Origin of the sequence: Fluviicola sp. (assembly GCF_030151805.1) — a bacterium.
Taxonomy (GTDB): domain Bacteria; phylum Bacteroidota; class Bacteroidia; order Flavobacteriales_D; family Crocinitomicaceae; genus Fluviicola.
The window spans coordinates 1-18,748 of the sequence record NZ_JASLCN010000423.1; the positions used below are offsets into that span (position 1 = coordinate 1).

At 42.2% G+C, this 18,748-nt stretch carries 13 protein-coding genes; 12 read left to right on the forward strand and 1 reads right to left on the reverse strand.

All coding sequences use genetic code 11. The features are described from left to right. The 3 genes from Q1V93_RS15960 to Q1V93_RS15970 form a co-directional block, all read left to right on the forward strand. The coding region (locus Q1V93_RS15960) for a thiolase family protein (protein ID WP_300666023.1) at positions 1-536 on the forward strand (536 nt) is incomplete at its 5' end. Positions 537-639: 103 nt separating this feature from the next. Then, positions 640-1,329, forward strand: coding sequence for an SDR family NAD(P)-dependent oxidoreductase (locus tag Q1V93_RS15965; protein WP_300666025.1), 690 nt, complete (start codon positions 640-642; stop codon positions 1,327-1,329). A gap of 6 nt (positions 1,330-1,335) precedes the next feature. After that, entirely contained in the window at positions 1,336-1,833 is a 498-nt protein-coding gene (locus Q1V93_RS15970) for a PaaI family thioesterase (protein ID WP_300666027.1), read from the forward strand. A 270-nt stretch (positions 1,834-2,103) separates the two neighbouring features. On the opposite strand, the gene Q1V93_RS15975 is transcribed toward Q1V93_RS15970, so the two are convergent. Beyond that, positions 2,104-2,694, reverse strand: a complete 591-nt coding sequence (locus Q1V93_RS15975; RefSeq protein ID WP_300666028.1) for a DUF4382 domain-containing protein — start codon at positions 2,692-2,694, stop codon at positions 2,104-2,106. Between the two features lie 155 nt (positions 2,695-2,849). On the opposite strand from Q1V93_RS15975, the gene Q1V93_RS15980 reads away from it, so the two are divergent. The 9 genes from Q1V93_RS15980 to Q1V93_RS16020 form a co-directional block, all read left to right on the forward strand. Then, complete coding sequence (locus tag Q1V93_RS15980) at positions 2,850-3,005, forward strand: hypothetical protein (protein ID WP_300666029.1); 156 nt, start codon at positions 2,850-2,852, stop codon at positions 3,003-3,005. Positions 3,006-3,066: 61 nt separating this feature from the next. After that, the gene (locus tag Q1V93_RS15985; RefSeq protein WP_300666030.1) at positions 3,067-3,981 is read left to right on the forward strand and encodes an AraC family transcriptional regulator; all 915 of its coding nucleotides are present in this window, start codon (positions 3,067-3,069) and stop codon (positions 3,979-3,981) included. Positions 3,982-4,156: 175 nt separating this feature from the next. Beyond that, entirely contained in the window at positions 4,157-5,317 is a 1,161-nt protein-coding gene (locus tag Q1V93_RS15990) for an efflux RND transporter periplasmic adaptor subunit (RefSeq protein ID WP_300666032.1), read from the forward strand. A gap of 42 nt (positions 5,318-5,359) precedes the next feature. Continuing rightward, on the forward strand, positions 5,360-8,506 hold the full coding sequence (locus Q1V93_RS15995) for an efflux RND transporter permease subunit (RefSeq protein ID WP_300666034.1): 3,147 nt from the start codon (positions 5,360-5,362) through the stop codon (positions 8,504-8,506). A gap of 29 nt (positions 8,507-8,535) precedes the next feature. Continuing rightward, positions 8,536-9,936: an efflux transporter outer membrane subunit gene (locus tag Q1V93_RS16000; protein ID WP_300666036.1), complete on the forward strand. Its 1,401-nt coding sequence runs from the start codon at positions 8,536-8,538 to the stop codon at positions 9,934-9,936. Positions 9,937-10,078: 142 nt separating this feature from the next. Then, on the forward strand, positions 10,079-13,429 hold the full coding sequence (locus Q1V93_RS16005) for a gliding motility-associated C-terminal domain-containing protein (protein ID WP_300666037.1): 3,351 nt from the start codon (positions 10,079-10,081) through the stop codon (positions 13,427-13,429). A 384-nt stretch (positions 13,430-13,813) separates the two neighbouring features. Further along, positions 13,814-14,188 (forward strand): hypothetical protein, encoded by a 375-nt coding sequence (locus Q1V93_RS16010; RefSeq protein WP_300666038.1) that lies wholly within the window; start codon positions 13,814-13,816, stop codon positions 14,186-14,188. 96 nt (positions 14,189-14,284) lie between these two features. After that, entirely contained in the window at positions 14,285-14,662 is a 378-nt protein-coding gene (locus Q1V93_RS16015) for a hypothetical protein (protein ID WP_300666039.1), read from the forward strand. A gap of 444 nt (positions 14,663-15,106) precedes the next feature. Then, on the forward strand, positions 15,107-18,748 hold a 3,642-nt coding region (locus Q1V93_RS16020; RefSeq protein WP_300666040.1), incomplete at its 3' end, for a hypothetical protein.

Consider the following 18,748-nt stretch of genomic DNA (forward strand, 5'->3'; position numbering starts at 1 on the left):
AAGATATTGAAAAACTGAATCCGGATAAATTGGGACAGTTGAAACCGATCTTTGAGTCCGACGGATCAATCACAGCGGCAAACGCATCAAACTTAAACGACGGGGCAGCTATTTTACTGATTGTTTCGGAGAACTTCCTGGAAGAACACAAACTGAAACCTCTGGCGCGAATCGTGGCTTTTTCAGATGCGGCGCAGGCTCCGGAATGGTTCACAACTTCACCTGCTTTGGCAATCGAAAAAACCTTGAAAAAAGCAGGAATCGGAGTTGATGAAATTGACTATTTCGAAATGAACGAAGCTTATGCCAATGTGCCGATTATCAATTCGCGTTTGGGAGGTGTGGATCTGGAAAAAGTAAATGTTCGTGGTGGAGCAGTGGCAATTGGTCATCCGCTCGGAGCTTCAGGAGCAAGAATCCTGGTGACGCTCACACATCTTTTAAATCAACAAAATGCGAAATACGGTGTTGCGGCCATTTGTAACGGCGGTGGCGGCGCTACGGCAATGCTGATAGAAAACATACAAACAAGTTAAAAGTAAAAGTGAAAAGAGAGGCCTTTGAATTTTGAACTCTTTGAACTTTTTTGATAGCCAAACAACAGGAAGCATTGCTTCCGATAATTTAATAAACAGACAAATGAAAACAAACGGGAACACCATTCTAATTACAGGAGGTTCGGCAGGGATCGGCTTCGAATTGGCAAAACAATTTTCAACACGGGGAAACAAGGTTCTGATAACAGGACGGAATGAAGAAAAACTGAAACAAGCAGCAGGTAAACTGGAAAATGTCATTCCGATTGCGGGAGATGTGACAGATGCTGAAAATACGGATCGTTTGCTTGCAAAGATCAGGGAAGACCATCCCGAATTGAATGTAGTGATCAATAACGCGGGCTATGCAGATGTATATGAATTGGGGGCGAATGCAAATGCCTTTTCAAAAGCAAGCCGGGAAATGCAGACAAATTATTTGTCAATTGTGGATTTGACTGAAAAGCTCCTGCCGACTCTGTTGAAAAATGAAACTCCGGCAGTGGTGAATGTGACATCTATCGTAGCATATTATCCTCAAAAAATGTTGCCGACTTATACAGCAAGTAAAGCAGCATTAAAAGCTTACACAGATGTATTACGGGATACTTTGGGCGAAAAATTAAATGTCTTCGAATTGATTCCGCCTTTGGTAAATACTGATTTTTCGAAAGAGATCGGTGGTGAATCGGGAATTCCCCCACAGGAAGTAGCTCAGGAATTACTGATTGCAATGGAAAAAAATCAATGGCAGGTTCCGGTGGGAATGTCTAAAGAGTTTGTGAAGATTTAATAGCTTATGGAAACAAAAGAACGGGAAAGAACTTATTCCTGGGGAAATCCTCTGGAAGGAGTGGAATTATCGAAAAGTCTTTCGGGTTTGGACTATTTATTGGCGATCAGGCAGGGAGAAGTTCCTGCTTCGCCGCTGATCAATACGCTCGATTTTTCAATAGGGGAAATCGAAGAGGGAAGAGTGAGCTTTGTATTCGAGCCGAAAGAATTTCATTACAATCCCAACGGAAGTGTGCATGGCGGCGTCATTACCTCTCTTCTGGATTCGGCAATGGGCTGCACCTTGCATTCGCGTTTGCCGCAGGGAATGGTTTATACCACGCTGGAATTGAAGGTCAATTTTCTCAAACGGGTGCATACCGGAAGCGGAATGTTGGTTGCAGAAGGAAAGATCATCCATTTGGGCGGAACAACGGCTCTGCTTGAAGCGTCACTAAAAGATGCGAAAGGAGCAACGTATGCGCACAGCGTGTCGACGTGCTTGATTATTAAAAATGCTTAGAAAAATGAAATGCTTCAAGTATTAGGTGATCATTGATCTAAATGAAGATTGTCAAATCTTTGCGCTCTTCGCTTCTTTGCGTTTAAACATCATGTGGATTGAATAAAACGCTAAGATGCAAAGGTCGCGAAGGGTTTTCTGATGGAATTGTTGGTGTCTACACTTATGTGTGTGACAGATATCTTCTAAAATCTGAAAAAACAAACCGGAGCTGAATGAGCTCCGGTTATTTCGTATAGTGGAATAGATTCCGGACCAGCCGGATTATTTTTAATTTTCTTTCCCTGCAAACGCAGTAACGATTTCATTTGTGCGAATGCCGCGTCCACGGATTTCTTCCATCACCGGTTGAATAATGTAAGCATCATCAAATACAGAAACGGATGTCGACGTATCAAAATCAATCATGATCGTATTGTTTTTCCCCGGGTGAATTTCCTGGTTAATAGCAATTTCAACAAAACGATCCGAGTTGTTTGCAAAAGATAAATGGTTTGTCCGGCTTTCGCTGCCGTTCACAGTGTAGATAGAATTCGTTGTTCCGAATGTCAGACGCAATTTCGAGTAAGCAGCCGCAGGAATTTCTGCATTTGCCAGTAAAGATTCATTTCCTTTCGTGAATCCGGCGCTTGAAATGCTCTGTTGATAGTCGTTCAATGCAATCCAACCGGTTTTTTCAGAGTAAATTTCCACTTTCGTAATTTCAATGACGATTCCGAAAGAATTCGTTTTCGAATCACTGATTTTAACCTGGAGGTTTCCATTGATTTTGGATCCTGGTTTTTCCGAAGCGTTCAAACCATTTGCCTGCGTAGTAGAAACAGTGATAAGTGCCAGAAATAGTAACATCAACTTTTTCATATCTCGTTTCTTTAATTGGTTGCAAACTCGTATTCTATTTTCTTGCCGGAAATTGTTAAAACCGGTATTTTAATTGTTAACGCCTTTCTTTCAGGCATGTTACAGAATATTTTGATCCGGTTGAAACTGCGGTTGACAGCCTGATTTGTTTCAAAATGAAAATCCGTTTTTCCATTTTGAAAAAGAAAGAAGCATTTCAGTCCGGAAAAACAAGCTCATTCGACGTTTTAAATGCTTTAATTGCTACATGCAAACCATTCTTCCTGACTTTTCTGATCCAACTGCTTTTAACCATTTTTTACGACCGGTAAAAAAATAGTTTTGGATGGAGATATGTAAATCGAGTATATTTGAAAAACATAATTTTTTACCATGAATGGGTTATTGACTTTACAGGAATTTTATGCAAGTATTTTAAACAAGGGAACCCTGGAACAGTTCTCGCACTTGTCTAAAATGAGTCATTTCAACGTTTTTAAACGCGGTCAGATTCAATGTGCGCGTATTACAGAGTTGCATCGAACAGATTTTCACAAGATTTCACTTATTGTAGGAGACGGAATTGTTCATTTTGAAGACTCAAAAGTCCCGGTTTCCGGAAAAACGCTCATCTTTTATCATGGGAATGTGCCGCATGTCTGGGAGCCTGTTTCGGAGGACCAGCAAGGATATTTCTGTCTTTTCAACAGTCATTTCATTGATACTTATTTGCTCGATACACTCTTTCGGGATACACCCCTGATGAATACGGCAATGACTCCTGTTTACCCGCTGACAGACGAACAAGCGACATTGTTCGAATTTATTTTCGAACAGATTCACGATGAAATGGATGGGAATTATGTAAAGAAATACGAAGTCATTGCCCATTATTTGCATATTCTGCTTCATCAGGCAAACAAATTGTGTTTCCAGAATGTGCGTGAAGACAAGAAACCTGCTGCATCTGTTCTGTTGACTACTTTGTTTATGGAAATGCTTGAAAGACAATTTCCAATCGATTCTTCCGATCAATCATTGGCCTTGAAAAAACCAAGTGATTTTGCTGAAAAATTAGATATTCATGTGAATCATCTGAACCGCTCGATCAAGGAAGTAACCGGGCGAAGTACAACAGAAATTATTTCTTCCCGTTTGGCCAATGAAGCGAAGGCTTTACTGCGTCATACGGATAATTCCGTTGCCGAAATTGCATATACTTTGGGCTTTGAACACCCGTCCAATTTCAATAGTTTCTTTAAAAAACAGACACAATTGACTCCTAAATCGTTTCGGGATGTCAATTAGTTAAAAAAGTTAAAATATTTGATTTGAATAATAAATTGCATGAATTGAATAAGTCTTAATCCTGATTGATGAATGATCTTTGCCAAAAATTAACCAAATAGTTAAACCAAAGGAAAGATTAAGAATCTCATTAAGCAGTAGCCCCGATAAGGTGAGTTCAAAAAAGACAGATTTTATGACAGTATTGAAACCAATTTATGTACTTACGACTTTGTCGTTAGTTTTTTTAGCTTCTTGTGGCTCCAAAGAAGAAGCTCCGGCAGCAGCAAACGTGATTAAAACCTATCAGGTGTTGGCTGTAGAACCACGTTCAACAACCATTCAAACGGATTATCCGGCAACTATTGAAGGAACTGAAAACGTCGAAATTCGCCCGAAAGTGGATGGATTCGTTGACAAAATCCTGGTTGATGAAGGACAGTTTGTCAAAAAAGGCCAATTGCTTTTCACCATTTCTGCACCGCAATACGAACAATTGGTTCGCACGGCAAAAGCTTCTGTGAAAAGTGCTGAAGCAGCAGTAAGTACTGCAAAATTGCAGGTTCAGAAAACCAAATCCCTGGTGGAAAAGAACATTGTAAACAAATACGAATTGCAGGAAGCAGATTTGATTTTGCAAACACGTATTGCAGAATTGGCCCAGGCAGAAGCGAACCTGGTAAATGCCAACGTTAACTTCGGTTATACGAAAATTGCAAGCCCGGTAAACGGAGTGATCGGAAGCATCACTTTTAAAACCGGAAGTTTGGTATCGGGTTCTACCGTGAAACCATTGACAACTGTTTCGAACATTACGAATATCTATGCGTATTTCTCAATGAACGAAAAGCAATTACTGGAGTTTATCCGGAATACGCAGGGAACCAGTTTTGATCAGAAGATCGCCCATTTTCCGGAAGTTTCATTGATGCTTTCAGATGGTTCCATCTATCCTGAAAAAGGAAAGATCGGATCGGTGAACGGATTAATCAACCCGCAAACCGGAACAGCTCGTATTCGTGCTACCTTTTCCAATAAGTTGAATTTGTTACGCAGCGGCGGAAGTGCCCAGGTATTGATTCCGCAGAAAATTTCAAACGGATTCCTGATTCCGCAGCGTGCTATTTCCGATGTGCAAGGAAAGAAATTTGCATTCGTTGTAGGAAAAGGCGGAGTGGTTCGCAGCGTCTTGGTCGAAATGATGGAAGCAACAAGCGGTCATTTTTTCATTGTAACCAAAGGGGTGAAAGCCGGCGATATGCTTGTGCTGGAAGGAGTACAATTCCTGAAAGACGGAATGAAGGTCAAAGTCACCGAGGCAGACCCGAAAGAGATTTATGCGGAATTGAATTCGTAAGATTCAGGACCATGTATTCATTACAGACCTTAAAATCATTTTATGTTTAAAAGATTCATAGAAAAACCCGTATTATCTACGGTAATCTCGGTATTGATTGTGATTCTCGGAGTGTTGGGCTTGATAGCCATTCCGGTTTCTCAATATCCGGATATTGCACCGCCAACTGTTCAGGTTTCGGCTTCTTACCAGGGAGCAAATGCCGATGTGGTGCTAAACAATGTGGTTATTCCGCTGGAAGAGCAAATCAATGGTGTTGAAGATATGATGTACATGACTTCAACGGCCGGAAATGACGGAACAGCAACCATCACAGTTTACTTCAAATTGGGAACCAACCCGGATCTTGCCGCAGTAAACGTGCAAAACCGCGTTTCCCGTGCCACGAGTTTGCTTCCGCAGGAAGTAACCCGTGCCGGAGTAGTAACAACCAAACGACAGGCGAGTAACTTATTGATCTTTACCTTGTATAGTGAGGATTCAACTTACGATCAGACCTTCCTTCAAAACTATGCCAATATCAACCTGATTCCGCAGATCAAGCGGATCAAGGGAGTTGGAGATGCAACGGCGTTCGGTTTAATGGATTATTCCATGCGGATTTGGCTGAAGCCGGATGTGATGGCCAGTTATGGACTTGTTCCGGACGATGTGAACCGCGCTTTGGCAGAGCAAAATATCGAAGCTGCTCCCGGACAGTTCGGTGAACAGGGAGCTCAGAGTTATCAGTATACGATTAAATACAAAGGACGATTAAAAGAAGATACGGAATTTGGAAACATTGTTGTCCGCGTAGGTGAAAATGGCGAGGTGTTGCGTTTGAAAGACATTGCCCGTATCGAATTGGGAGCTCAGAATTATGCGAGTTCGGTTCGTGTAAACGGAAAATTCGGTTTGGGAGTTGCAGTGAATCAGACAGCTGGATCCAATGCGCAGGAAGTAATTGAAGGAGCACTCGGAGTATTGAACGAAGCGAAGGCTTCTTTCCCGAAAGGAGTGAAATTTTCAACGATTGTAAACGTCAACGACTTCCTCGATGCATCAATCGAAAAAGTATTCCATACCTTGATTGAAGCCTTTATCCTGGTGTTCCTGGTAGTATTCCTGTTCTTGCAGGATTTCCGTTCCACCTTAATTCCGGCTATCTCCGTTCCGGTGGCAATTATCGGTACCTTCTTCTTCCTGAACCTATTCGGATTCAGTATCAACTTGCTGACCTTGTTTGCCCTTGTACTGGCGATCGGTATTGTGGTGGATGATGCCATTGTGGTGGTGGAAGCCGTACATGCCAAACTGGATGAAGGTTACAAATCGTCGAAGAGAGCAACCATTGATGCGATGGACGAGATTACGGGAGCAATCATTTCGATTACATTGGTAATGGCTGCGGTATTCGTTCCGGTAAGTTTCATCCAGGGATCTACCGGAGTATTCTATAAGCAGTTTGGTCTGACACTGGCGATTTCAATTATCCTTTCGGCGGTAAATGCCTTGACTTTAAGTCCGGCTTTGTGTGCGTTGTTACTGAAACCGCATAAAGACGACCACGGGAAGAAGAAATCCTACCTGCAGCGTTTTAACGTAGCATTCAATGCCTCTTTCGATAAGTTAACGAACCGTTATAAACGCTCTGTTTCGTTCATGAGCAGAAGAAAATGGGTCATGGTGGCAATCCTGGCAATTTTCACCGGTTTGTTGGTTTGGGGTATGAAAACAACACCGAAAGGATTTGTTCCGGCGGAAGATATGGGAACTATTTTCTCCGATATTACATTGGCTCCGGGAACTTCACAGGAAAGAACAGCAGAGGTTCTGACGGAGATTGACAGTATTGTACGCACGCTTCCCGAAACAGAATTCACGCTTCGCGTAGTTGGACGTTCAATTATCAGTGGAACGGGAAGTTCATACGGAATGGTGTTGACCCGTTTGAAATTGTGGGACAAACGCGAGCGGGATGTGAAAGCAATTATCGCAGATCTTTTTGCGAAAACAGCTTCTATTAAAGATGCACGGATTATCTTCTTTTCTCCCCCTACGATTCAGGGATTTGGTAACACTGCCGGATTTGAATTCCAGTTGCAGGACAAATCAGGAGGAGACATCAATAAGTTTAATGAAGTGGCAACGAACTTCCTGGGAGCATTGAGTCAGCGCCCGGAAATTCAATACGCAACAACATCCTTCAACCCGAATTTCCCACAATATCAAATTGATGTGAATGTGCCGAAGATCAAACAATCCGGACTCACCGTGAGTGATGTCATGAGCGTGCTTCAGGGATATTACGGTGGGGTATATGCTTCGAACTTCAATAAGTTCGGAAAACAATACCGCGTGATTTACCAGGCAGAACCGGGAAGCAGACAGAACCTGCAAAGTTTGAACTCGATTTACGTTCGGAATGCGAATGGAGAAATGGCTCCTGTTTCCGAATTCATCACGATGAAACAAGTCTACGGACCACAGGTCATTTCGCGTTTCAACCTCTTCACATCAATATCTGTCAACGGAACACCGAATGCAGGTTTCAGTTCCGGGGACGCAATGAAGGCGATTGAAGAAGTGGCAAAAACATCACTTCCTGCCGGATACGATTACGAATTCTCAGGATTGTCGCGCGAAGAAAGCACCGGAGGAAACCAGACTTTGTATATCTTCTTGCTTTGTGTGGTCTTCGTTTATTTCCTGCTTTCAGCACAATACGAAAGTTACATTCTTCCGTTGGCAGTTTTAATTTCATTGCCGGTCGGTTTATCGGGAGTGTTCATCTTCGATAAGATTTTTGAAGTAGATAACAACATCTATACACAGATCACCCTGGTGATGCTGGTCGGATTGCTGGCCAAAAATGCCATCCTGATCGTGGAATACGCAGTGGACCGTAGAAGAAAAGGAATGAGTATTACGGAAGCTGCCATAAGTGGTGCAACGGCGCGTTTACGACCAATTTTGATGACGTCCTTCGCCTTCATTTTCGGATTATTGCCGCTGATGTTGTCGAAAGGAGTTGGAGCAGCAGGAAACACTTCCATCGGAACCGGTGCGGTAGGAGGAATGTTGATCGGAACCATTTTCGGAGTGCTGGTGATCCCGATCCTGTTTATCATCTTCCAGAATCTTCAGGAAAAGGTGAGCAGTAAAAAAGCAGACGATGACGAAGAAGTGGGAGCAGAAGGAACTGCATAAGAAAGTATAACGGATTTAAAATAGAATCAATGAAATTCAATAAGATAATAACAACAGGGTTTTTCGTTTTGCTTCTGGTACTGTCGGGTTGTGTGACTACCAGGTATGAACGACCTGATGCGGTGATCACAGAAAAACTGTATCGTGATCAGGCCTCTGAGGATACCACTTCCATGGCAGATTTGAACTGGAAGCAGCTTTTTTCGGACCCGAATTTGCAGGATCTGATCGAAAAAGGATTGGCGCAAAACCTGAATTTGAAGCAAGCTGTCTACCGCATGGAATCAGCACAGGCGTATTTGAAACAAAGTAAAATGGCCTTTATTCCATCCCTGACTTTGGATGTCAATTCAACAGATGCCAAACAATCACAACGCGCTGTCAACGCTCCTCCGGGACTTTTGAAATTGACAACGCATACCAATCGGATTCAGCTTGGAACGGCTTGGGAATTGGATGTTTGGGGAAAATTGCGCAGTGCGAAAAGAGGAGCGCTGGCAAGTGTTTTGGAAAGTGAAGCAGGAATGCGTGCAGTTCAGACACAGCTGATTGCAGATATCGCGAATGCATATTACAGCTTGATTTCTCTGGATAAGCAGTTGAAAATCACCGAAGAAACGGTTGAAGTGAGAAAGCGCCAGGTGGAAACCCTGATCGCACTTCAGGAATCCGGAAAAATCACGAGTGCAGATGTCGCTCAAAGTCAGGCCAACGCAGCTGCAGGAGAAGTCATGATCCCGGATTTGAAAAATAAGATCTGGCAAACGGAAAACTTGTTAAACTTCTTGCTGGCGCGCGAACCTCAAGCCATTCAACGTAGTTCTTTGGATGAACAAACGATCTATACCGATTTGAAAACCGGGATTTCTTCCCAGTTGTTGAAAAACCGTCCGGATGTGCAGCAAGCAGAATATGCGTTTATCGCAGCGTTTGAAAATACCAATGTAGCGAAGACTTACTTTTACCCTGCGTTTACATTGACCGCAAGCGGTGGTTTTGCAAGTTTCAAGATCCAGGAATTATTCAGCCAGTCGGTTTTCTACAATATTATCGGAGGTTTGACACAGCCGATCTTCAACCAGGGAAAAAACAAAATGCGTTTGCGCCAGGCAAAAGCCGATCAGCAGATTGCGTATTACGGATTTCAAAATGCTATTTTACAAGGGGGGCAAGAAGTTTCGAATGCCCTGTTTTCTTACCAGAATGCAGTGGAGCGGGAACGGATCCGGCAACAGCAGGTTCAGTTTCTGACCATTGCAGTAGATAATACCCGCGAATTGCTCAGTAACCGTTCGGGGGTAAATTACACAGATGTCCTGACTTCCGAGCAAAATTTAATTGCGGCTCAAATGAGCGGAATCAATGACAAACTGGATCAATTACAAGCGGTAGTGAATCTATACAGAGCGCTTGGCGGCGGTTGGAAATAGATGATTTATCAATAAGAAAAAACGGCGGTTAATTCAATAATTAACTGCCGTTTTTATTTGAATTGAACGCAACTGATTGTGTTAAGCCCCGTCTTTCAAAGGACTGGAACTTACCCTAAACTTAAATGCAGTTGCGCACCGTATGAAATCTCCGATCCTACTCTCCCTTTTCCTGTTGGCTTCCAAAATACTTTTTGGCCAGTTGCAGGTTACCTCAGTGACACCAACCGAAAGCACTTGTCAGAATAACGGCGGTATTTCCATTGCTGCGTCCACAACACACCCGCCACTGACCTACAGTATTGTTTCAGGCCCGGTTACGCAAGCTGTTCAAACCAATAACACATTTACGTCACTGCCGCCAGGAAATTACACGGTAGATATTGCCGATGGAGCAGGTCAGCATTCGTTGCAAAATGTGACGGTGACAGGAACTTATTCCATGATCGATTTTAATCCTGTGAAAGTTGCACCTTATTGCCCCGGAGGCAATACCGGAAGTTTGACGGGAAACCTGGTTCCCAATACCGGGTTAGCTCCGGTTTCATGGCAATTAATACCTGCTTCTGGCACTGCAACACCTGTGCAGAGCAGTAATTCGTTCCCCAATCTGTCTGCCGGAACCTACAGTCTCAGAGCAACCGATGCCTGTAATAATTTGCGCACAATTGCTGTGACGATCCAGGACCCGGTAACCAATATGATGTTCGGAAGTCACTTAATGGCCGAAAAAACGGGATGTGATACGATGAGTATTTCGTACTACCTGATGGCGGAAAATGTGCGTTTGCCTTTTACGTATCAATACACAACTTCCAGCGGGATCGTAACAACTACTTCGCAAACGCTTTTGGATACTTCTGCACTTCACACACATGGTTATATCCGTATTTCGCAAACCATTCCCGGTTTAACGTATGGAGATTTTGCCCAGCTTACTATTACAAATGCTTGTGGAGAGCAAATAACATCCGATCTGTTGAATATGTATCCATTCGTTTTTTATCCGACTTACACGTTTAGCGAATGCGGGAATTCTGTGAATGCGGCATTTGGAAATCTTCCAACCGCTTTCAGCCCGGATCATACTTTTTTGAATCATCCTGTGAGTTATACGATGACAAATATTACAACCGGTGTCGTCACTTCTGCAGGAACTGTTTCGAATACCGGACCGGTATCCGGTGTGCTGATTGCAGATGAGTTAACAACCGGTGAAACCTATCATTTGGTCATTACGGATGGCTGCGGAGAAACATTTGAGCAGGATTATTTAATTCCGGGGCAAGCTCCGCCGGCTATTATTGAACAAGTGATTATTAGTCCGGCTTGTATCGATTCGGTGGTAGGTACTTACCGTGTTCAAACGAGTGGTTTTGGTGTTAATTCAAGACTTGTTTTACTTTCAGGTCCGGCAACGTTGGGAAGTACCGATCCTGAATTTGCTTATTCAGACACTTATTCGTATCCGGATACGATTCCCGGCAACGATTATTTTTTCATCAGTAATCTGGCAATCGGAACCTATACGTATAAGGTCATAGATGATTGTGGGAATGAGCTTCCCGGCACGTTTACAATCAATTCCCAGGATGTAACCCATTTAGCATATATGCACCACTACAAAAGAGGCTGTCCGGGTGAAAATAAAATCTATTTCTCCCTGGCCGGTTCAGGATATGCCATTATTCGTGATTTGGTCAATGATACCATTTTGGATGAAGTTCCGTTTAGCTCTTACGGTGGACAGGTGAATAGTGATTCCCTTTTAAATCTGTCTTCAGGGCCTTATGAAATTACGTTTGAATATGAAAATAATGCCGCGTATGTAGTCAATGACACAGACATACCTTGTGCCTTGATCATCGATACGATTCACATCGAACCGTATGTGTTTCCGGATGTTTTCACCAGTAATTCCATTTTGTGCAACACGAATATCCACCTGGAATTAATTCCGGATACCACAAAAGGAGTTGCGCCATATCAATACGAAATTATTGGCGGACCTCAGCTGTTTCCACTTCAAAGCTCAAATATCTTTTCGGTCAGTTCCACGGGAATTTATACGGTCCGGATTTTGGACGCATGCGGAAATGCTTCCTCCAAACAGGTTACGGTAGACTCGCTCACATTCACAGATCCACAAGCTGTTACAGATTGTAATAATTCGATCTTGATTTTCCCATCATCAGATTATACCACTTTCGAATGGATCACACCGGATAATCAGGTTTTTGAGGGAGACAGTTTGGTGCTTAATCCGGTTACTCCGGCTGATACGGGAATGTACCACATTTCCAAAATTGTAAACATCAATGGTTGCACAGATACGTTTCATCTGGATTATCATGTGACCATGAACGGAATCATCAACACCGATTATTTTGTGTGTCCCGGAGATTCTGTTTTGGTGTCGGGAATTTATTACGGACCGGGAGTCCATAGCGAAATGCTCCAGGGAGCAAACGGATGTGACAGTATTATTCAAACCACCGTTTTGACTTTAGAATCACAGATTGATACGAATCAGGTAGTGCTGTGTTTTGGAGATAGTTTGGAAATTACTCCGGGCATTTATGTCAATAGTGCGGGAATGTATCTCGATTCACTTCAGAATCCGGCAGGTTGTTATGATTTTGTGCTTACCGATTTGAAAGTGAGTGGAATTCCTTCTGTAAGAGATTTGGTAATTTGTAGCGGCGATAGTGCTCTCCTGGGAAACCGTTATTATGATGAGTCCGGAACGTATGTTGAAACCATTCAGACTGCTTCGGGTTGCGACAGTATTGCGACGTTGAATCTGACAGTCCTGCCGCCCAAATTTTCCACGATCACACATACGATGTGCGCAGGAGAAGTTTTCAGTCACAATGGGCTCGATTACACACAAACCGGAACGTATACGCAAACATTTCCGACTGCTGCTTGCGACAGCATTGTTACGATTCACATCCTTGTTTTTCCGCCACTTTCGGTTCGTGCAACAGCAACAAATGCGTTGGATGTACAATATGGGGATATAGTCCACTTAAATGGGCAAACAACAGGTGGTACGGAACCGTTTATTTACTTCTGGTCAAGTGAAGGAATTTTGAACGATCATTCGATTAAAACCCCGATGACAACCGTTGTCAGTTCCAATTGGTTTGCAGTAACGGTGATGGATGCCAATGGTTGTATCGCAATTGACAGTGTTTTCATTGGCATGTCGGAAACATCTACGTTGTATGTGCCTAATTCATTTACACCTGGAAAAGATGGCGTTAATGATGTTTTCCGGGTGAAATACACCAATATTTCCGAATTCAGAATCCTCATTTTTGACCGTTGGGGAGAAGTGATTTTTGAGTCGGGTGACGTCAATTTTGGATGGGATGCAACATACCGAGGAAAAGTGGTTCAGGATGGAATTTATGTGTACAAAATCGCGGCACTTGGAAAAGACCAGGTGAATTATGACCTGACGGGACATATTACGGTGATCAAATAAAAGCAAATGCAGCAATACCCGTGAAGCTGGGACATCAAATACCGTCACCGGATTCCTTGCTCCGCGTGGATCGGAAGAATGTTGAGTACAGGTAAAGCGTCCCAAAAGAACATGCTTACCTTACATCCGTATTTTTTCGGCAGTTTTTAATCCTTTTCATAAGCTGAATGGATGCAATAACAAGCCACTGTTAACCCGGTAATAAAGGATCAATATAGCATCAATAAGGCATAGATATAGCGACGTTTGTACCAATTCTTAACGATTATACAGCTTTCTAATCTCCCTCATTCAACCGCTTTACCCCTCTTGATAATTCGCTCATTGATAATCACCCTGATTCGTAATTAGTCATATATTTACTTCGATTAAAACAAAAAACGAATGAAAAATCTAAGAACAATAGCACTCATCGGATTGGGCTTTATGGCGATTCAATCCTGTTCAAAGCAAAGCGAAATATGTGATTGTATGGATGTTGCCACTGAGCTGATGAAAGGTGAGCGCGAGCACAATTATGACGGTACATTCGGAAAGAAATTTGATGCAGAGCACAAAGCTGAAAAAGCGAAGTGTGAGAAACTGAATGATATCAAAGATAAAGCCAGTCAGGAAAAAATGCGCAAAGAATCGAAGGAATGCAGTAGTTATGCTGAATTTAAGGAAGAAAGAATCAAATCACTGGAACATTTGAAAAAACAGATGCCCGAACTTTCGAAAGGAATTGATCAGTCAATCGAAAAACTCAAAGCGGAGTAAATTTGGATTCGAATAGGTGTAATTTTCATTCGTGCCTCGTAATTCGCTATTCGTAATTATTTTGTGGTACATTTACCCAACTTAAATAAAAAACGAATGAAAAATTTAAAGGTAATTGCACTAATCGGATTGGGATTCATGACAATTCAATCTTGTACTAAACAAAGTGAATTGTGTGAGTGTACTGACTTGGCTACTGAAATGATGAAAGGTGATCGTGAGAAAAATTACGACGGAACTTTCCAAAAGAAATTTGCTGAAGAGCACAAAGCTGAAGAGGCAAAATGTAAGAAAATTTACGAAGGGAAAAACGATAAAGCAAGTCAGGAAAAACTGCGCAAAGAAATGAAAGAGTGCAGCGGATACGATGCATTCAAAGACGAAACAATTAAGTCAATGGAGCATTTGAAAAAACAAATGCCTGAGCTTTCTAAAGAAATTGACAAGTCAATCAAAGAATTGCAGGCAGAATAATTGATTCTGAAAATATTGGAAAAGTCGCCGGTCGAAAGATCGGTGGCTTTTTTGTTGAATGATGTTTTTAGGAGAATTTAAGGAGTTGTTAGTTATATAAATGATTGTAACCCCAATTTTGTATATAGAAGAGCAACTTATTTTTAATTAGTTATAATTTCATTCATTAACTTGCTGATTTACAGACTCGTCCCAATATTGGGAAATTGGGATTTCGGGAATTTCCAAAAACGCGACCAAACCAGGTTCAAGCGACTTTTGTATAAGTCAACGAAATTATCCACCTGACTTTAAGTAAACCGCTTAATTTCACTTTTTTGATTAATTTATGTTACATAAGTGTAAAATTTTAGTTTATTTGCAATAAATAAATCAAAAAACTGTTACTTTTAGAACCACAACACTTATGACTACAACACATTTTTTGAACCTAAATCAATCAAAATGCCTAAATCTCTGATTTTTGTATGCTCATTTTTATGCTGCATAGCTTCATTTTCACAGGTTGTCGGAGGTCGGAATAATTCCGAAATGACTCCGCAAGTTTCCAAACCATCCGAATTGAACTCAGGAGTTTACTCCGGAGATGTCAATTTGTTTTCCGGAGACTATAATTCAAGTATTAAACTGGGAGCAGTTGCCACACCAAGTGGTTTGAGCTATGAACTCAGCCTGAATTACAGCAGTTCGTTCTCCATTGGAAATACGATGCCCATCTCAACCGGAATTCCTTATGGAGAAGGCTGGAATCTCAATATTCCAACCATTTCCATTGAAACGGAAGTGTATAACAATTTTACGAAATCGCAGTATTGCACGGAAGCAGGAGCAGCAGGAACGCCGCTTAATTTCAATTCCCTTGGGAATGCCGCGCTCAAGGAAGGAGATTTGTATTGGTTTTCACCGTATATCAACGTTCCGGGAGTGGTAAGCGGAAGAGCGGTTTTCAAATACATAGATGTAAATGACGACAAGACCGTGGTTTTTGAGCTGAATGCCTTTGAAACCCATGCGGAAGTTCGTTACAGCGGAGACAAGTGGGTGGTGATTGCCGCAGACGGAACACGTTACACCTTTCAGACAGCAGTTCAATCCTTCAATGCTCCGGCAAACAAACGGGTGTTGTATTACGATCAATCCAATTTGGTTACAGGAACCAATAATGCGCGGGCTGTTCAAAATGCCGGAGAATATCAAAATCCGGGGCAGGCTGCCATGGTTGAAAACTCCATCCTTCCGAAACAGAAATACAATCTGTGGTATTGTGATGCGATTACGCACCGCAATCAACCATTTCAGGGAATTAGTTTTACCTACAAAGGCTTCGGAAAATTCAACTATTTCAAGGAATACGAGCAGGAAGCATACAAGTATGCTGCAGCTGAGAATTTTCTCTCCTCCACATTTGCAAAAGAGCATGACTTTTCCTGCTATGCCGATTTGTTATTGTTGAAAGTAGAAGCCATTTCCATTGATGGTTTGGTAGACCGCCTGGAATTAAATTACGCAACAGATAGAAACCTGATTCTGAGTAATTCTAATGAGCTGATCGATTACCGATTAAACGGAAACGGCAGATTGGATAGTTTATACAGTTATCAAAGCATTTATACAGCCGGAAAAGCAGATAATACGTTTGGACCAGGCTGGAAAAGATACGAGCACAGTAAGAAGAATGGAACAACGAATCCCACAGCAGTGAGTTCATCGGATCCGTATTCTACGACAAACGGATATTTGAGAGATGGTATCAGCAGCTCGTTAGGAGAAATTCCGTTTTCGCATAGTTTCCTGGAAAGCCCACGTTTGATGCAGGACAAAATGTACCCCGGAGATATTTATGAAGTCAAATCGCGGATCAAGCGGTCGAACTCGATGACTGCTGACTTTTTACAGACAGCCGGTACTTTTGATATGAGTATTGTAACCGGAGACCTGGAAAATCCAAGAGGATTGAATGCGAGCGATTATAATTTATATGACAACAACAACGGGATTTATTTTTCAACGTCCAATTATCAATCTACTCGTTCAAAAGTACTTTATTCGACCTTTAACATGGCACTCAAATGGTCTTTGAATTATGGTGAAGGAGATAAAACCATTTCCAACCTGTTTGTGATGCCGAATATCCCTTCCAAATACAAAGGCTTCAATTTCCAGATCGGGCCCGGGAATTCGGATGTAAATTATGCTACGGAAAGGAGTGTGGTCTATAATTCGGCAACATCAAAACTGGAAGCCGGAAATGCCTATGTGTTTAGTTCCTTGTTATCATCTTACCCTTTGAAATCCACAGCGGATATTGCCGGAAATTTCGGGGTCGGATTACCGTGGAACCTGGTTGCACCGATTTACGAATACATGATCATTCGTCAGAATACGTTTAATTATGCAACTGCAGATCCGAAAGAGGCCTATAATTTCTGGTGGAATGATAATGGAAATGTGATTGCAAATGACCCAAAAACGTTTAATGTACCGACTAAATTGGATAATACGGTTCGTCTGGATGAATTCGAACTGATTCGCTATTCGAAAAACCCGTACATGCTGGTAGGGGTAAAATATTACAAAGTCAATGGCGACGTCGGAGGACCGGTAGAAACAGGATTGCACCTGGTGGCCCAAAAGAAACTGGAGTATACTTCTGAAAAATGTAAAATGCTTCAGAACTACGTGTATGATAACGGCGATTCGTTACAATACAGAACGGATGTGTGGCAGGTTTTTGTTTTGTTGAAGGCGGTACGGGAAGTTCCTTTGGGTTGGACAGCGGATACAACGAAGCTCTTAACGACATTCCTGTCGTATTCAAAATTCACGAATAATGCTGTTTTTTATCAGCAAAACCAACCGATGAATGGTCATTTCGGAATGGTGTTGACTCAAATTGTGGATTATCTGGGAGGAATTACCAAAATAGAATACTATCCGGCAAATGATGCCCGGACAAGATATACCGGATCATTTTCGCTCGACCGTTCCGGCATGTGCGGAATATTTACCAGTCCCGGATATGGAACGAACCAGGCGGATGTAGTGCATCCGATTGTGAAATACGTTTTGAAAAATGACGAGGATGATTTGGTGAAAAACAATACCTCAGCAGCAAACAACGGACATAAAAGATGGCATTATGACTTCGATGCAAGTTCGAAAATCTCTAAATTGACAGCAATTCAGATTGCGGATCCTCATTTCTACAACGGAAGACGCTTCAATTTTGACACAGGCTTTAAAAAAGTATCTGTGTACGGACCTTCTCTGGTGGAAGGAAGCAGCGAATACGTGAACCGAACGGATTATGAACATTATGGTGCCGATTTCAATTACGGAGGCGCATTCCCGTCGACTGAAGATTACCTGTATCACGGGAAATTGAGATCAGCCAAAGAATACGATGTAAACGGCAAGTTGTTTACCGAAAAACTGATCAATTACGCTTATACCTTAGCATACAAAAACGGGTACACACGCCCGAATCCGTACCGCGAAGATTTGGTGTGGGAACAGGAATATGATAATCCCGGTTTAGAATATGAGTACCGGGATTACTATTTGAACCAGGTACTTTCTTACAATGCAGAAGTGGGAATTGTAACGGGAACAAATGCGTATCAGTACTTAGACATCCCGGCATTCAGAGGAACGGGAGATGATTTCGAATTACCGAAGTTTTTGGAATTCGACTTTTATCCTGGTTTGGAAACAACTAACCCGGAATACATGTTCCATTCGTACTTTATCAAAAAAACAGAAGAAATTAACCGGAAATACGACGACTACCTGTACAAACAAGCCATTTTTACCGGTGGGGCAGCTCCAGGGCCTTTTAGCCCGGCTCCAAATCCGTTCGGTTCCGGGTTTGTGAATCCGGTAGTACACAATAATCCATTGTTTTTAGCACAAAAAACGTTGATCAATACGAAGCCGGATGCTGTTATCCTGGATTCCCTGATGGCTCAGTCTCCATTGATGGATTCTACTTTATATTTCATGCTGAATTCGACAACAGTCAGTGACCCAAATAAAATTACAATTCTTCTTAGACAGGGGAATCTCAGTAACCTGGTGCTGAATGCC